At 71.9% G+C, this 16,925-nt stretch carries 10 protein-coding genes; 7 read left to right on the top strand and 3 right to left on the bottom strand.

Translation table 11 applies throughout. The features are described from left to right. Positions 1-254 precede the first annotated feature (254 nt). The 3 genes from tsaA to treY are packed head-to-tail and all read right to left on the bottom strand — an operon-like array spanning position 255 to position 6,086. Positions 255-1,052 carry a tRNA (N6-threonylcarbamoyladenosine(37)-N6)-methyltransferase TrmO gene (gene tsaA, locus WME98_RS38790; RefSeq protein WP_437946763.1) on the bottom strand — a complete coding sequence of 266 codons (798 nt, stop codon included), beginning with the start codon at positions 1,050-1,052 and terminating at the stop codon, positions 255-257. Then, on the bottom strand, positions 1,049-2,878 hold the full coding sequence (treZ, locus tag WME98_RS38785; protein WP_437946762.1) for a malto-oligosyltrehalose trehalohydrolase: 1,830 nt from the start codon (positions 2,876-2,878) through the stop codon (positions 1,049-1,051). Before treZ ends, tsaA begins: the two co-directional genes overlap by 4 nt. A 1-nt stretch (position 2,879) precedes the next feature. After that, the gene (treY, locus tag WME98_RS38780) at positions 2,880-6,086 is read right to left on the bottom strand and encodes a malto-oligosyltrehalose synthase (RefSeq protein WP_437946761.1); all 3,207 of its coding nucleotides are present in this window, start codon (positions 6,084-6,086) and stop codon (positions 2,880-2,882) included. A gap of 431 nt (positions 6,087-6,517) precedes the next feature. Between treY and WME98_RS38775 the strand changes: the two genes are divergently transcribed. The 7 genes from WME98_RS38775 to sbnB all read left to right on the top strand — a co-directional run bounded on the left by WME98_RS38775 (position 6,518) and on the right by sbnB (position 16,893). Then, complete coding sequence (locus WME98_RS38775; RefSeq protein WP_437946760.1) at positions 6,518-8,062, top strand: RecQ family ATP-dependent DNA helicase; 1,545 nt, start codon at positions 6,518-6,520, stop codon at positions 8,060-8,062. 289 nt (positions 8,063-8,351) lie between these two features. Beyond that, positions 8,352-9,413: a sigma 54-interacting transcriptional regulator gene (locus WME98_RS38770; protein ID WP_437946759.1), complete on the top strand. Its 1,062-nt coding sequence runs from the start codon at positions 8,352-8,354 to the stop codon at positions 9,411-9,413. Positions 9,414-9,550: 137 nt separating this feature from the next. Beyond that, a complete protein-coding gene (locus WME98_RS38765; protein ID WP_437946758.1) occupies positions 9,551-11,524 on the top strand; it encodes a carbamoyltransferase N-terminal domain-containing protein in 1,974 nt (657 codons plus the stop codon). A gap of 95 nt (positions 11,525-11,619) precedes the next feature. Continuing rightward, positions 11,620-12,882, top strand: coding sequence for an acyl-CoA dehydrogenase family protein (locus tag WME98_RS38760; RefSeq protein ID WP_437337603.1), 1,263 nt, complete (start codon positions 11,620-11,622; stop codon positions 12,880-12,882). Continuing rightward, on the top strand, positions 12,876-14,879 hold the full coding sequence (locus WME98_RS38755) for a carbamoyltransferase family protein (RefSeq protein ID WP_437946757.1): 2,004 nt from the start codon (positions 12,876-12,878) through the stop codon (positions 14,877-14,879). The genes WME98_RS38760 and WME98_RS38755 overlap by 7 nt, the downstream gene beginning before the upstream one ends. Before the next feature lie 43 nt (positions 14,880-14,922). Continuing rightward, positions 14,923-15,888, top strand: a complete 966-nt coding sequence (sbnA, locus tag WME98_RS38750) for a 2,3-diaminopropionate biosynthesis protein SbnA (RefSeq protein WP_437946756.1) — start codon at positions 14,923-14,925, stop codon at positions 15,886-15,888. A gap of 3 nt (positions 15,889-15,891) precedes the next feature. Further along, positions 15,892-16,893: a 2,3-diaminopropionate biosynthesis protein SbnB gene (gene sbnB / locus WME98_RS38745; protein WP_437946755.1), complete on the top strand. Its 1,002-nt coding sequence runs from the start codon at positions 15,892-15,894 to the stop codon at positions 16,891-16,893. Positions 16,894-16,925: the final 32 nt, after the last annotated feature.

Raw genomic sequence — 16,925 nt, 5'->3', positions numbered from 1 at the left:
CCACCGGGCATTGCCGGCGAAACGCCGTGGACGCTTTGTCTGCGCTCAGCTCGTTCCGCAAGGGCCGGAGACGCACCGCTGATGCGGAGTTCCCGGCATGCGATCGGGAGAGAGCCCAACGCAAAGGCGCAAAGGCGCAAAAAGAATAAATATGATGTATTTTTGCGTTATTGCGTCTTTGCGCCTTTACGTTGAACTCTCTCTTCGCTCGCGAGGCAGATCCCTGGCGGGACTTCTGATCCGCGCCCGCGGTGCTAGCCGCGTCCGAACCGCTCCACGAACTGCCGGTGCGCGGCGAGCTCGGGCGCGTCTCCGCTCCAGAGCTCCTTCTCGCGGTAGCCGGTCGCCACGGACAGCACCTCGATCCGCCGCCCCTCGGCCCTGAACCGCACCCGCCACGAGGTCACGGCGAGCCGCATCGCGTCCCCGTCGGCGCGGATCCTCCGGTAAGGGTGCGGCTGCGGGCCGAGCGCGAGCGCGCGGTCCACCCGCTCCCGCAGCGCGACCCCGTGCGTCGCGTCGAGCCAGGCGGCCTGCTCGGCCGCCCACTCGCTCCAGACCACCTCGAACCCCGGCTCCGGATCCGCCGGCGCCTCGCCCGGCGCGAGCGGCGCGACCCAGCCGGTGCGCGCGTGCGGGTAGGCGTCGGCGTAGGGCACGTACGGCTTCAGATCGAGCACCGGGGTGCCGTCGATCATGTCCACGCCGCTCACGCGCAAGGTGAGGCCGTCCACCCCGAGGAGCTTGACCACGCTGAGGCCGATCGGGTTCGGGCGGTGCGGCGAGCGCGTCGACAGCACGCCGCGCCGCTTGCCGGCGCTCCGCGGCGGCAGGACCTTCGGGCGCCAGCCCTCGTTGAGGTGGAACCAGAAGACCACCCAGAGGTAGTCCCACCCCTCGATGTCGCAGAGCGCGTGCTCCAGGCCGCGGCCGGGCACGAGCTCGATCGTGCCCTCCGCTCCGGCCGCGGCGTGCGGCTGCCGCGGCGCGCTCACGCGGTCGGGGAACGGGGTGCGCACCACGCCGATGGGCGTGAACGTGACGGGCGTCACCGGAGCGACACCTCGACGATCAGGACCGCCGGGCCCTCGAACGCCGCCCGGCCGCGCTCGAGCGGCGCCCGCGGCGCCGCGCCGCCGAACCGCGGCTCCTCGCTGAACGCGATCACCCGCGCCTCCGGGCGGCCGAGGTCCACGGCGAGCGCGCCGCGGAGCGCGACGAGCGCGACCACGGCGGTCTCGCCGCCGCGGCGCTCGATCCGGACCGCGTCCGGGGAGAGCGCCTCGGCCGAGAACGCGTCGCGCGCGCGGCTCCGCAGCGCGGGGTGCGACGCGCGCAGGCCGAGGAGCTCGCGGTACCAGGCGAGCACGCCGGCGTGCTCCGGCCGCTGCCGCTCGTTCCAGTCGAGCTTCGAGCGCTGGAACGTGCGCGGATCCTGCGGATCCGGCACCTCCGCGCCGCCGAACGACGTGAAGTACTGGAACTCGCGCCGGCGGCCCTCGGTGACGAGCCGGCCGAGCTCGGCGTTGTGATCGGTGAAGTACTGGAACGGCGTCCGCGCGTTCCACTCCTGGCCCATGAACAGGAGCGGCGTGTACGGCGTGAGCAGGAGCAGCGCCGACATCGTCCGGAAGGCCGCCGGGCTCACCTTGTCCCCGAGCCGGTCGCCGACCGCGCGGTTGCCGATCTGATCGTGGTTCTGGATGCAGTGCACGAACCGCGGCGGCGGCACCGGCGCGGCGGGCGTCCCGCGCGGCTTGCCCGAGTGCTTCGAGACCTGCCCCTCGTAGAGCCACCCCTTGCGGATCGTCGCGGCGATGTCCTCGGCCGTGCCCCGGTGATCCTCGAAGTAGCCGTCGCGATCGCCGGCGAAGAGCACGCGGAGCTCGTGGTGGAAGTCGTCGGCCCACACGCCGTCGAGGCCGTAACCGCCCTGCTCGACGGGCGTCACGAGGCGCGTGTCGTTGGTGCTGTCCTCGGCGATCACGACGACGCGCCGCCCCGCGCCGGCCGCCCGCGCGCGCTCGGCGATCTCCCGGAGGATGTGGGGCTCGGTGTCGTCCAGGATCGCGTGCGTCGCGTCGAGGCGGAGGCCGTCGATGTGGAAGTCGCGGATCCACATCTCGGCGTTCGCGATGGCGAGCGCGCGCACCTGCTCGGCGCCCTCGCCGTCGTAGTTCACCGCGTCGCCCCAGGGCGTCTTGTGGCGATCGGTGAAGTAGCGCTTCGCGTAGGCGCGGAGGTAGTTCCCGTCGGGGCCGAAGTGGTTGTAGACGCAGTCGAGGACCACCCCGAGCCCCGCGGCGTGGGCCGCGTCGACGAGGCGGCGGAGGCCCTCCGGGCCGCCGTAGGCCGCTGCCGGGGCGAAGAGATCGACCCCGTCGTACCCCCACCCGCGCTCGCCCGGGAAGCTCGCGACAGGCATGAGCTCGATGGCGGTGATCCCGAGCGCCCGCAGGTCGGCGAGCCGCCCGATGAGCGCGTCGAACGTGCCCTCCGGCGTCGCCGTGCCGACGTGCACCTCGTAGAGGACGAGATCCTCGAGCGCGACGCCCTTCCACCCCGCGTCGGTCCACGCGAACGAGGGGTCGTCGACCGCCGACGGGCCGTGCACGCCGAACGGCTGCGCGCGGGAGTAGGGGTCCGGGAACGGCCCCTCCCCGTCGATGCGCACCTTGTAGAGCGCGCCCGCCCCGAGGCCCGGCGCCGTCGCCTCGAAGTAGCCGCCGCCGGTGGGGGCCGCGGGCAGCGCGCCCGTGATCTCCTCGCCGTCCTTGCCGTAGGTGACGATCTCGATCCGATCGTGGTCGGGCGCCCAGACCCGGAAGCGGACCGCGCCGCCCTCGAGCCATGCGCCCATCGTGCGAATCGCCTTCATGTCACTGACCTCGCTGGGTCGCCCGCACGAGCAGGGCGACGGGAAAATCGGAGAGCACGCGGTCGAGCGGGAGCGCCGCGCCGTCCTTTGGCTCGGACGTCGCGACGGCATCGCGCGGCAAGGAAGCGGAAGGCGACGCCTCGATCTCGGCGCCGGTGAAGAGATCCGTGTAGAGGCCGGGCTCCACGTCGACGAAGGTCCCCGCCCACACCTTCCCCGTCGGCGGGGCACAGGCGCCGCCGAGCAGCCGCGCGCTGAACCGGGGCGCGATCACGACGGCCGAGCGCCCGTCCTTCGGGTCGCGGCGCGCGAAGGCGACGACGTGCGTCTCGCGCTCGCCGATCACGGCGCGCGGGGCGTAGGCCCCGTCGGCCCCGAAGAGCGCCGGGTGCCGCCGGCGCAGCTCGAGCGCCACGTGCGTGACGAAGAGCTTGATGCGGCCGTCGCGCGCCTCGGCGCAGAGCTCGCGCGCGAGCGCGAGGTCGCCGCCGTTCCACCGCGCGCGGATCTCCGCGAGCGCCTCCTCGCGCGACGCGTAGTCGACCGCGCGCCGGTTGTCGGGGTCGACCAGGCTGAAGTCCCACACCTCGTTGCCCTGGTAGATGTCCGGCACGCCCGGCGACGTGAGCTTCAGGAGCGTCTGCGAGAGCGAGCCCCACATGCCGTGGTAGGCGACCACGCGCGCGAGCGGCAGGAGCGCGCCCAGGACATCCGCGGACGCGATCGCCTTGCGCACGAACGCCTCGACGGCGGCGTCGTACTCGGGCTGCGCGTCGATCCAGGACGTGTTGACCTTCGCCTCCTTCGTGGCCTTGCGCATGTAGTCCACGAGGCGACCCGCGTAGGCCGAGAGCGCGTCGCCCTCGGGCGCCCGCGGGCCGCTGGAGGCGCCGAGGAGCGGCTCGATCGGCAGGCTCCCGAGGAGCGTCTGGTAGAAGAGGTACTCCTCGTTGCTGTCCGGCGCGAGGCGGCCCTCGATCTCGGCCTTGAGCGGCGCGGCCGCGGCGGCGGCGCGCTGGAGCGCCTCCTCCCAGGCGGACGGGATCTCCGAGAGCGCGCTGATGCGCGCGCGGACGTCCTCGCTCCGCTTCGTGTCGTGCGTCGACGTCGCGAGCATCGAGTACGGCCACGTCTTCTGCCGCTGCACGTTGGCGCGGTGGAACGCGAGCACGCTCGCGCCGTAGCGCTCGGGCTCGCCGCCGACCTCGTTGAGCGACACGAGCCGGTTGTAGATGTAGAACGACGTGTCCTCGAGCCCCTTGGCCATCACCGGCCCGGTGAGCTGCTGGAACTTCATCACGAACTCGCAGAAGTGGCGCCGGTCCTCCTCGCGGAAGAGATCCGGATCGAGCATCAGGACCGAGCGCACGAACGTGAAGATCGTGGCCTCCATCGTCGGGTTGCGCCGGCGCGCGAGGGCGATCGCGCGGCCGATCGCGACCCGGTCGTGGTCCGAGATCGTCGGCGTCCGCTCGTTGACGTACGTGCGGTAGACCGGGAAGCACGCGATCACCTCGCGCAGGGCGTCGTTGAGCGAGCCCAGGGTGAAGTCGCGGAAGCGGCGGTCGCGCTCGGTGAGCCGGTTCAGCGCGTGCGTGAGCACGTTGAGCTCGCTCGCCAGCGCCGTCCGCAGGATCACCTTCTTCTTCTCGTAGACGAGCGTGTCGAACTCCAGCCGATCGCCGATGAACCGCTCGTAGATCGCGGTCATCGACGCCTCGCTCGAGGAGTCGACGAAGAGCTCGCCCACCGCCGCGGTGAAGTCGTAGCCGCTCGTCCCGTGGATGGGCCACGCCTCGGGCAGCGTCTCGCCGCGGGCGAGGATCTTCTCGACGACGACGTACATCGGCCGCTCGATCGACGAGCCTTGCGCGCCGTGCGCCCCCCCGGCGCCCACGCGCTCCTCGATGGCCGCGCGGATCGCCGGCTCCAGCCTGGCGAAGCGGGCGGCGGCGGGCGGCCTCCGGCGCGCGTCGTCGAGGCTCCGCGGCTCGGGCTCGCCCGCGGCCTCGGCGAGGAAGCGGCGGCGGCAGCGCTCGACCAGGTAGCCCCGCTGCAGGTCCTCGAAGTAGCCGATCGGGTCCCACAGGCCGTCGGGGTGATCGATGCGCAGGCCGGTGACCTGGCCGCGCTCGCAGAGCTCGAAGACGAGCCGGTGCGCCTCGGTGAAGACCGGCCGGTGCTCCATCTTGATCGCCGCGAGCTCGTTGATGTCGAAGAACCGGCGGTAGTTGATCTCCTCGGCGGCGGTGCGCCAGAAGCTCAGCCGGTAGGCCTGCTCCTCGAGCATCGCCTCGAGCGCGTCGAAGCTCCGCGGATCGCCCGCCTTGCCGTTGATGCGCTCGACGCCCTCCGCCACCGCCGCCGCGACGTCGGGCGAGTCCGCGACGAGCGTCGCGAGCCGCCGCTTGAGGACCACCTTCTCGCGCCGCCGCTCGATCACCTTGGCCCGCTGCGTCTCCGTCCGCGGCGGCAGGTTGCGGAGCCCGGTCAAGATGCTCTGGAGCTCGAGGAGCGCGTCGTGCTCCTCGCCGAGCGCGGCGGTCAGGCCGGGCACGAGCGGCCCGATGACCATCCCGAACGTCCGCGGGTTCACCGGGAAGACGTGATCGAAGTACCGGAGGACGAACGCGCCGCTCTCGAACTCGATCTTGAGCTCGCCGCGCTCGAGCACGCGCCCGTAGTGGTCGCCGAGCACGGGGAGCAGCACCTTGTGCTTGAGCTCCGTCTTGAGCGGCGCCCAGTCGATGTCGAAGAACGGCGCGTAGAGCGAGCTCGGGCCGTTCTCGAGGACGTCGTTCCACCAGGCGTTGTCGGAGGTGCCGACGCCCATGTGGTTGGGCACGAAGTCGAGCAGGAGGCCCATGCCGTGCGCCGCGAGCTCGCCCGTGAGCCGGTCGAGGTCGTCGCGGCCGCCGATCGCGGGGTTCAGCGCGTTATGATCGACCAGGTCGTAGCCGTGCAGGCTCTCCGGGCGCGCCTTGAAGAAGGGCGACGAGTAGAGATCGCTGACGCCGAGCGCGTCGAGGTAGGCGACCACGCGCCGCGCCTGCTCGAAGGTGAAGTCCTTGTTGAGCTGGACGCGGTACGTGGCGCGCGGCAGGCGCGGCGCCACGCCGTCGCACGCCGCCTCGACCAGCCGCGCCGCCTTGCGCGCCGCGCTGTCTGCCTGGCTGCTCATCTTCTGATCGTCCGACGCTTCCGTCATTCGTCGTGTGCCTCCGGCGCAGAATCTACTTCGAACAAGGCTTCGTGCAGGGTGCGATCTGTCAGGGTCGCCGCGCGATCCCGCGGCTCCGGATCGCCGATGAAGGAATAACCTGAGGCAACTAGGGAATGGCAGCAGAGCACGCCCGTGGCCGCCCGGACCTGCGCTGAGCCCAAGCGCCACTCGCCGGCGCGCCGTCGCGGCGCCCGTGCGGCGCGGCCGTCCTCGAGCTCGATTCGCGTCCGCTCCTCTTCGTCATGACAGGTCTTCATTCCGGTGTGCCGGCGCGGAGCGCTCCAGCCGATGTGTGGCTTTTCGTCTCAGTGACGTTTTGCCCCAAGGGCCGCCCTCACTGGCCATCGCCGCGTCGAGCGGCAATCGAAGGCGCGCGAGCATGGCGCGCCCTTGGCGAGCGCGCCATGCTCGCGCGAATGGAACAACGGCGTGGCGCGCCGAGCTGGCAAGAGATCCGGCACATGGCGCGCGAGCGGTTCGGCGTGAAGATCTTCCGGCCGGGCCAGCGTGAGCTCATCGAGGCGGTGCTCGCCGGGCGAGACGCCCTGGGGCTCCTGCCGACGGGGGCGGGCAAATCGCTCTGCTATCAGCTGCCAGCGCTCCTCCTGCCGCGCCCGGCCGTGGTCGTCTCGCCGCTCATCTCGCTGATGCAGGATCAGCAGGAGAAGCTGGCGCAGGCGGACATCCCTGCTGCAAAGCTCAACTCCACGCTGACCACGGCCGAGGAGCGGGAGGCGGCCCAGGGGATCCAGAGCGGCGAGCTCCCGCTCGTCTACGTGACGCCGGAGCGGCTCGAGAACCCGGAGTACATCGACCTGCTCCGGCGCTCGGGCGTGTCGCTCTTCGTGGTCGACGAGGCGCACTGCGTCTCGCAGTGGGGCCACGACTTCCGGCCTGCGTACCTCGGGCTCCGCGACGCGATCGCCGCGCTCGGGCGGCCGCCGGTGCTGGCCCTCACGGCGACGGCGACGCCCGAGGTGGCGAGCGACATCGTGGAGCAGCTCGGCATGCGGGCCGCGGCGGTCGTGAACACCGGCATCGACCGCCCGCAGCTGTCGCTCGAGGTGATCCGCACGCCGAACGAGGAGAAGAAGCGCGAGCGGCTCCTGCGCGTCCTCGAGGAGGAGCGCGGCGTCGGGATCGCGTACACGGCGACGGTCCGGACCGCGAACGATCTCCACCGGTGGCTCGCGGATCAAGGGATCTCGGTGGGCCGCTACCACGGGCAGATGCGCCCGAGGGAGCGGGAGGAGGCCCAGCAGCGGTTCATGGGCGACGAGTACCGCCTCATCGTCGCCACGAAGGCGTTCGGCCTCGGCATCGACAAGCCCGATATCCGCTACGTCGTCCACTACCACTTCCCCGACTCGCTGGAGAGCTATTACCAGGAGGCCGGGCGCGCCGGGCGCGACGGCCGCCCGGCCCGCGGCGTCCTGCTGTACCGCGTGGAGGACCGGCGCATTCAGGCGTTCTTCCTCGGGGGCAAGTACCCGCGCCCCGACGAGAGCTACCGAATCTACGAGACCCTGGGCCGCCTCGAGGCGCAGCGGGCCGAGGGCAAGCGGCGGGCGGGGGTGCCGGTGAAGGCGCTGGCGGAGGTCGCGGACCTGCCCGAGCGCAAGGTGAAGGTCGTGGTGGCGCTGCTCGAGGCCGCCGGCATCGTCGACCGGAGCCGCGGCGTGCGCCGGCTGCGCGACTTCGCCGACGAGGCGGAGCTCGACGCGTTCCTCAAGGCCTATGAAGAGCGGCGCGCGGGCGACCGCGAGCGGCTCGAGGCGGTGATGCGCTACGCCGAGAGCCCGTCGTGCCGGATGGCGGCCCTGAAGGCCTATTTCGAGGAGCCCGGCGAGGCCGCGGCCGGAGAGGGCGCGCCCGACTGCGGCCGCTGCGACAACTGCCGGCACACGGACGACTCGAACCGCGCCGTGGTCGACCGCCTGACGGCCGCCGCCGCGCCCTGAGCCCTCCGCCGCCGCGGCGGGTCCTCGCGGCGCCGCGCGCGGGGCATCGCCTCCGCTCTCCCCTCCTCCCCAATTCCTCCCAGATGCGATGACGCGCCGCTCGGCGCCCCGGCGCTGGCGCCCGCGACTTCCATGTCGAGAAGTTTCCTGTATCGGTGCCCGGCCGCGCTCCCTCGCCCGGTGGGAGGCCGAGGGCGCTAGGCGAGCTGCGATATGTTTGCAATGGCCCCGCCCGTGCGGGCGGTGCCAGACAAGCAGCGTTCGTCCTACAGAATCAGGAGATGCATTGATGACCAGCTCTTGGAGATTCGTCGCGCACTCAGACGCGCGGCGCAGGGCCCTTCAGTACGCGAAGCAGGCCGCGTCCGCAGACTGCTCGGTCCTCATCGTCGGGCCGACCGGAGCGGGGAAGGACATCCTCGCGCGCGACATCCACCAGCACAGCAGGCGCTCGAAGCACCGGCTCATCACGGTCAACTGCGCAGCGCTGACGCAGACGCTCTTCGAGAGCGAGCTGTTCGGCCACGTGCGCGGCGCCTACACCGGGGCGACGGCCTCGAAGCGCGGCGTCGTGGAGCTCGCCTCCGGGGGCAGCCTGTTCCTCGACGAGATCGGCGAGCTGCCGACGGAGGCGCAGGCGAAGCTCCTCCGATTCCTCGCGGACGGCTCGTTCTGGCCGGTGGGCGGCTGCGAGGAGAAGAGCGTGGACGTCCGCATCCTCGCCGCCACGAACCGCGATCTCGCCGCCGGGCTCGACACGACGTTCCGGTCCGACCTGTTCTTCCGGCTCAGCGTGTTCACGATCGTCGTGCCGCCGCCGAGCAGGGACGATCTGCGCGGCCTCACGCGGGTGCTCGCCGTGGAGATGAGCGAGCGCTACCGCGCGGCCGCCTCGGCGCGCGAGGTGAGCGCCCTCGGCGAGCTCGCGAGCAGCGGTGTTTACAGGGGCAATGTCCGGGAGCTCCGCAACGCCGTCGAGCGGTATTTCCTCGTGCGAGACCCGGAGCGGACCGTCGAGGAGAACTGGCGGGCCGCGTGCGCGCTCGACCTCCTGGCCCAGCAGGGCGAGCTCGCGGACGACGCCGCTACGGCCCCGCAGATTCAACCGCAGGAGATCGAGAAGCTCGACGATCTCCTGTTCTTGAAGTGCGCGAGGGAGACGAGGAGCGCGCGCGAGCTGTCGCGGAGGATGAACCGCTCGTTACCGTACGTTTACAGCCGCCTGGCAAAGCTCGGCATCAAGCCGAAGGACCTCCAGAGCGCCGACAGCCTCGAGCGCACCTCGGAGAAGATCCGCGCCTCGCTCGCCCCCTATCGCTCCACGTTTCTCCGGCTTCTTAAAGAGTTCTAACAAAAAGATCGCGCCCGCCCGATGCCATCCGCCGGAATGTCCCCACGGCGCGCTGGTACAGCGTTTGCGGTAGGGACGAACAACACGAAAACGACGAACAGGACGGCGAACGTCCCAACCGAAGGATGGAGGAGCGCATGCTGACTCTGGGCCTCGCCGGAGGCTTGGATCCCGTCTACGACTGCCGTTACGACGCGCCGCAATACTTCACGTACGACGCGGCGGCCGTGCTGGTCGAGGACGGGCAGGTGGTGGCCGCGATCGAGGAAGAGCGGCTGAACCGCGTCCGCCGGACGAACAAGTTCCCGTTCGACGCGCTGCGGGCCTGCCTGCGGCAGCGGGGCGTCGCCCTCAAGGACGTGGACCGGATCGCGTATTACTCGAGCGAGGAGACGGCCAATTTCCTCGTCGGGCGCCTGCGCGCGGCGTTCCCCGAGCTCGCCGGCGTCCCCGACGCGCGCGGCCTGCTCCAGGCGGCCATCCAGCGAGAGATGAAGTGCGCGATCGATCCGGAGAAGATCGTCTTCGTGCCGCACCGGCTGACGCACGCGGTGAGCGCGGCGGCGATGTCGGGCTTCGAGCGGTCGCTCGTCTACGTCATCGACAACGAGGGCGGGGTCTTCACCGGGACATCGACGCGCGGCGCCCGGTCGTGCCTCACGGAGCTCGCGGCCTTCTCGCCGCAGAAGTCGCTCGGCGAGCTGTGCCACCGCGCGATCCGAGCGCTCGGGTACAGCCCCTTCGAGGAGGCCGAGGCGATGGAGCTCGCCCCGCACGGCGACCCGGCCGTGCACCGCGCCGCGATGCGCGACGTGTACACGCTCCTGCCGGACGGCGATTACGACCTCGCGTTCCAGCGCCTCGCCGCCGTGGTCTCGAAGGCGCCGGGCAGGCTGCGCGGCGAGCCGGTCGAGCAGGCGCACAAGGACGTGATCGCCGCGCTCGAAGAGGCGCTCTCCGACATCGTGCTCCACGTGCTGCGCCACCACCGGACCGCGAGCGGCGTCCGGCGGCTGTGCCTGGCCGGAGGGGGCGCGCAGATCTGCGCCGTCAACTCCCGCGTCCTCGCGAGCGGCCTGTTCGACGAGGTGTTCGTCCAGCCCGCCGCGCACGACGCCGGCTGCGCCCTCGGGGCCGCGCTCTATGCGGCCGACGCGCCGCCGCGCCGCGCCGCGCTCGATCACGTGGCCTGGGGGACGGACCTCGGCACCGCCGACGCGCTGCTCCCCGCGCTGCGCCGCTGGGGCGCCTTCGTGACGGCGGAGCGCAGCGCCGCGCCGGCCCGCGAGGCCGCCGCGCTCATCGACGGCGGCGCGGCCGTCGGGTGGGCGAACGGCCGCTCGGAGATGGGGCTCGTGGCGCTCGGGCGCCGCGTGATCGTCGCGGATCCGCGGGACGAGCGGCGGCGGGCGGCGCTGAACGCGATGAAGCGGCGCGCGCCGCACCGGCCGATTTCGGTCGCGATGCTCGCCGAGGACGCGGCCGAGTGCCTGATGCTGCCGTGCCCGGCGGAGCAGCTCTGTTGGAAGAGCTTCGCCCTCCGCGTCCGGCACGAGCGCAAGGCGGCGCTCGCCGCGGCGCTGCACGAAGGCGGCACCGTCCGCGCGCGGGTGGTCCTCGAGGCGGCGGATCCCCGGTTGTTCGCGCTGCTCGGCGCGTTCAAGGAGCGCTCCGGGGTCGGCGCGCTGCTCGTGACGTCGCTCGACGACGGCGCGGAGCCGCCGGCCGAGACCGTCGACGACGTCGTCGCGCTGCTCCTCACGAGCGGCCTCGAGGCCGCCTTCGTGGACGACGTGCTCGTCCGCAAGAAGAGCGCGTCGGTCGAGGACAGGCTCGGCATGGCCGTGTCGCTCCCGCGCTCGACCCAGGTGGTCCGCACGCGCGGGTGGCACGACGGCGCGCGCCCGGGCGACGCGTGGGAGCTGCGGACGAGCTACGACCGCGGGCTCCGCCGCAAGATCTCGCGATCCGCGTACGACGTGCTGGCGAAGGCCGACGGGACCCGGCCCGTCGCGGCGCTGCCGGGCGGCGCGGGGGCCGAGGTCGCGGGCGAGCTCTGGGCCCTCTGGACGGAGCGGCTCATCCGGCTCGCGCCGGCCGAGCGCGGGTGAGGCGCGCGTGGCGCTCGTGAGGCGCGCGCGTGAGGCGCGCGCCGGCCGGACCGGGATCGCGGGGTTGAAACAGCACGGATGCAAGGAGAAGAGCGGTGAGCTCGAATGACATGATCATGGGCGCCGGGCGCCGGGCGCGCCCGCGGATCGACCTCGCGCGGCAAACGGAGCTCGCGGAGGACGCGCTGAAGAAGGCGCTCGCCGACAGGGATCTCCCGGCCTTCTACCGGGTGTTCCGGTCGACGGATCTGCCGTTTTTGGGGCTCGTCTACGAGGGGGACGCGGCGGGCCTGTTCCGCGCGTGCGCGCACGTGCTGCACCGGCTCGGGGGCGTCTCCCCGGCGGTCGCGCTCGCGGTGGAGAACCACTTTTACGTGAGCTCCGCGATAGCCACCTTCCCCATCGGCGACGACGAGCGGCTCGACGCGCGGCGGCGCGCGCTGCTCGCCGAGATCGTCGAGGAGCGCCGGCTCGTCGCCAACACGAACTCGCGGGTGCACGGAGACCGCGTGGGCGCGGTGGGGACGCGGGCCCGGAAGGTCGACGGCGGATACGTGGTGAGCGGCGCCGCGTCGTACACGTCGCTCGCGACCGAGGGGGATCTCCTCATCTTCACGACCGCGCTCGAGGAGGGCTTCCCCGCGGTCCTGATGACACGGCCGCGCGGCAACGCGGCGGTGGAGATCGGCCCTTACCTGTTCCCGGACGCGATGATCGACTCCGACACGCGCCGGATCGTCTTTCACGACCTCTTCGTGCCCGAGGAGGATTTCCTGCTCGGCGGCCAGGCGCCGGAGGTGATTCAGCTCCTCCTGTTCGAGATGGTCTGGCACCAGGCGCTGATTCCATCGCTCTACCTCGGCGCCGCGGCCCGGGCGATCGAGGAGTCGCGCCGGTTCCTCCGGACGGTCCGCGCCCGGGAGGGCGCGCCGCTCGCCGAGCTGGACGGCATGGTCGTCGACGTCGGGCGCCTCGTGATCCGCTACCGCGCCGCGTGCGCGGCGGTCCGCGAGGCGGGCGAGGCGATGGGCGCGATCCGCGGCGCGCGGGACCGCGCCGAGCGGCTCCCGGGGCTCTACGAGCTCGCCGGGGCGGCGAAGTACGGCGGGACGAGGTGCGCCGAGGAGATCGTCGCGGCGGCGCGCGGCATCGTCGGCGCGCGCGCGTACGCCGGGGACAGCGTCCTCGAGCGGCTGAGCAAGGAGGTCGTCTTCGGCCCGCTCGGACCGGAGGTGAACGCCGTCATCGAGCGCGCCCACGGGCGGCGCGCGCTCGGAGAGGGCGAGTTCGACGGCGCGGCGTCGTCGCCGTGGCTCGATGGCGCGATGAGCGCGAGCGGCAAGGAGGAGACATGCTGACGCTGGGGCTCTCAGGCGGGCTGAGCTTCGCCCACGAGGAGATGTACGACATCCCGCAGAGCTTCACGCACGACGGCGCGGCCGTGCTGGTGGAGGGCGGAGAGGTGGTCGCGGGGATCGAGGAGGAGCGGCTCAACCGCATCAAGCACTCCAACAAGTTCCCGATGGAGGCGATCCGCTTCTGCCTCGCCCGGCGCGGCGTCGACATCGACCGGGTGGACCGGATCGCGTTCTACGCGAGCGAGGAGTACTGCAACGCGCTCCTCGCGCGGGTGCGCCTCCTGACCGGCGGCGCGCTGCCGCGCATCGACGCGCGCACGCTGCTCGCGGCGAAGCTCGGCCAGGGCTTCGGGCGCCCGATCGACCGGGACAAGATCGTCTTCGTCCCGCACCACCAGGCGCACGCGGCGAGCACCTATCTCCTGTCGGGCTTCGACGACAGCCTGATCGTGGCGATCGACGGATCGGGAGACTTCCTGTCCGGGCTCGTGGCCGTGGGCTCGGGCGACCGGATCGACGTCCTGTCGACGATGGCAGAGTCGAAGTCGCTCGGGAACTTCTACGTCGCGGTGATCAACCTCCTCGGCTACGGCGTGTTCGACGAGTACAAGGTGATGGGACTCGCGCCGTACGGCGATCCCGCGCGGTACCGCGCGCAGATGAGCGCGCTCTACGCGCTCTTGCCGGACGGCGATTACGAGGTGTACCGCGACCGCGTGGGCGCGCTCGCGCAGGTGATCGAGGTGCGCCAGAAGGGCGGCCCGTTCACGCAGCAGCACCGCGACGTCGCGGCGTCGCTCCAGGAGGCGCTGGAGGCGATCGCGCTGCACGTGCTCCGCCACCAGCGCGAGGCGACGGGCAAGACGCGGCTGTGCCTGGCCGGCGGCGTCGCGCACAACTGCACGATGAACGGGAAGATCCTCTATTCGGGCCTGTTCGAGCGCGTCTTCGTGCAGCCGGCGGCGCACGACGCGGGCTGCGCGCTCGGGGCCGCGCTGCACACGAACCTCGCCGCGGGGGCGCTCACGTCGCGGCGGCGGCTCGAGCACGTGTTCTGGGGCAGCGACGTCGGCGAAGATGCGGAGATCGGCCGCGAGCTCGCCGGCTGGTCCCGCTTCGTCCGGAGCGAGCGCGCCGCGGATCTGCCGGGGCGCGTCGCCGACGTCATCGCCGGCGGGGCCGCCGTGGGCTGGGCGCAGGGCGGGTCCGAGTTCGGGCCCCGGGCGCTCGGACACCGCAGCATCCTGGCCGACCCGCGGCCGGCCGCGAACAAGGACCTCGTGAACGCGATGGTCAAGAAGCGCGAGGCCTACCGCCCGTTCGCGCCCGCCGTGCTGGCGGAGGACGCGCGCGAGTTCTTCGAGCTCCCGGCCGGAGAGGGCGAGTTCCCCTTCATGATCTTCGTGCTCAAGGTCCGGGAGGACAAGCGGAGCGTCCTCGGGGCGACGACGCACGTGGACGGCACGGCGCGCGTCCAGACGGTGTCGCAGCGGTCGAACCCGCGGTTTTACGGCCTCCTCAAGGCGTTCAAGGACCGGACCGGCGTGCCGGTGCTGCTCAACACCTCGTTCAACAACAACGTGGAGCCGATCGTCGACTCCGCGCACGACGTGGTGACGAGCTTCTTGACGACCGGGCTCCATTACCTCGCGATCGGCGACTACTTCGTCGAGAAGCGGCCGTGGACGTGGGAGGACCTCGCGACGCTCGCGCTCGAGATCCCGAGGCACGTCCGCGTGGACCAGATCCACAGGTTCGTCGCGATGGATCGCGCGGCCTCGGTCTTCGAGCTGCGGAACACGTACGACGCCGGCGCGCGGGCGAGCGTGTCGCCCGACGTGGGCGAGGCGCTGATGCGCGCGGACGGCGCGCGCTCGATCGGCGAGCTGCTCGCGGAGGCCGGCGCCGGCGAGCCCGCGCGCATGCAGAAGGCGGTCCTGGAGATCGAGGGGCTCTGGTCGCAGCGGCTCGTGTCGCTGCGCCCGAGAGAGGCCTAGTTCGTGGGTGCCTGTCCAGCGCCTTGAGGGTGGTAAAGCCTGCATGCTTCATCAAGAACAACTCCTCTCGCGGGCGGCCACGCTCGTCAGCATGCTCCGCGAGACGCCGGTCGTGCGGCTCGACCACGAGCGCCTCGAGCTCTTCGTCAAGCTCGAGTACTGCAGCGCGGTCGGGAGCATCAAGGACCGCCCCGCGCTCTGGATCCTGAAGTCGGCGATCGAGCGCGGCGAGATCGACCCGCGGACGACGGTGGTGGAGTCGTCGTCCGGCAACTTCGCCATCGCGCTCGCCGCGTACGCGCAGCTCCTCGGGCTCGACTACATCCCCGTGATCGATCCCCACATCTCCGCGGTGAACGAGCACGTGCTCCGCTCGCTCTGCGCGCGGGTCGTGAAGGTCGAGGAGCGGGACGACACGGGGGGGTTCCTCAAGACGCGGCTCGCCCGCGTGCAGTCGCTCTGCGCCTCGCTCCCGAGGGCCTACTGGCCCAACCAGTACAAGAACCCCGACGGGATGATGGCCCATTTCCACACGACGGGCCGGGAGATCTGCGAGGCGTTCACGGAGCTCGATTTCGTGTTCGTCGCCGTGAGCTCGGCGGGGACGGTCGCCGGGCTGTCGCGGCGCCTGAAGGAGCACTTCCGCGGGGTGAAGATCGTCGCGGTGGACGCCGAGGGGTCGGTGATCTTCGGCGGACCGCCGCGGCCGCGCCGCATCCCGGGGATCGGCGCGGGGGTCGTGCCCGACCTCCTGCGAGAGGCGCTGATCGACGACGTCGTGATCGTCCCAGAGGTGGAGTCGATCGCCGCGTGCCGGACGATGCTCGACCGCCACCGGCTGCTCGTCGGCGGCTCGACGGGGACGGTCTACGCGGCGATCCAGCGCTATTTCGGCCGGGCGACCGGCCTCACGAGGCCGAGGGTCCTGTTCCTCTGCGCGGACCGCGGCGTGCCTTATCTCGACACCGTTTACAACCCTGCGTGGGCGTCGCGATACGCCGAGGGATGATCGATGCGCTTTGGTGTGGTCTCTGGCAATGTCATCCGTCGCCTCATCGAGGAGAGCCCCGAGGAGTGCGTCGAGGCGGTCGAGGGCGCGTACCTCGCCGGCCACCGCGGTGAGGTGGTCTGTCCGAACAGCTATTTCCTCCGCTTCCCCGACCGGCCGGACGCGCGGATCATCGCGCTCCCGGCCCACCTCGGCGGCGGAGAGCCCGTGTCGGGGATCAAGTGGATCGCCAGCTATCCGGCGAACGTCCGGCAGGGCATCCCCCGGGCGTCGGCGGTGATCGTCCTGAACCGCGCGGACAATGGGTATCCGTTCGCGTGCCTCGAGGGATCGATCATCTCGGCGGCGCGCACCGCGGCGTCCGCGGTCTCCGCGGCGGCGGCGCTGTCCGGGGGGCGGCGCGCGCGCTCGCTCGGAATCGTCGGGACCGGGCTCATCGCCCGGTACGTGGTCTCGTTCCTGTCGCGCCTCGGCTGGGAGATCCCCGAGGTGCTCCTGTTCGACACGAACCCCGCCGAGCCCGAGCGGTTCCGCGCGGCCGCCTTCGGGCCGGACGAGCGCCGCGAGATCCGCGTCGCGAAGGACCTGGAGACCGTGGTGCGGCGGAGCGATCTGCTCGTCTTCACGACCTCGGCGGCGACGCCGCACGTCCACGACGCGGGCTGGTTCTCCCACAACCCGGTCGTGCTGCACCTGTCTCTGCGCGACCTGTCGCCGAGCATCGTCCGCTCCTCGTTCAACGTGGTCGACAGCGTCGAGCACGTGCTGAGCGCCGGCACCTCGCTCCACCTGGCAGAGCAGGAGTCCGGCCGGCGCGACTTCGTCACGGGGACGATCGCCGAGGTGCTCCTCGGGCGGTGCGCGGCACCGCGGACGAGGCCGATCGTGTTCTCGCCGTTCGGGATGGGGATCCTCGATCTCGCGGTGGCGCGGTGGGCCTACGCCCGCGCCGAGGCCGCGGGCGACGTGACGTGGATCGACGACTTCTTCGACATGACGCGCTGACGCCGGGCGGGCTTCGCAGAGGGCGAGAGAGC

Source organism: Sorangium sp. So ce296 (assembly GCF_051529605.1).
Taxonomy (GTDB): Bacteria; Myxococcota_A; Polyangia; order Polyangiales; family Polyangiaceae; genus Sorangium; species Sorangium cellulosum_D.
This window is presented reverse-complemented; position numbering and strand designations above follow the sequence as displayed.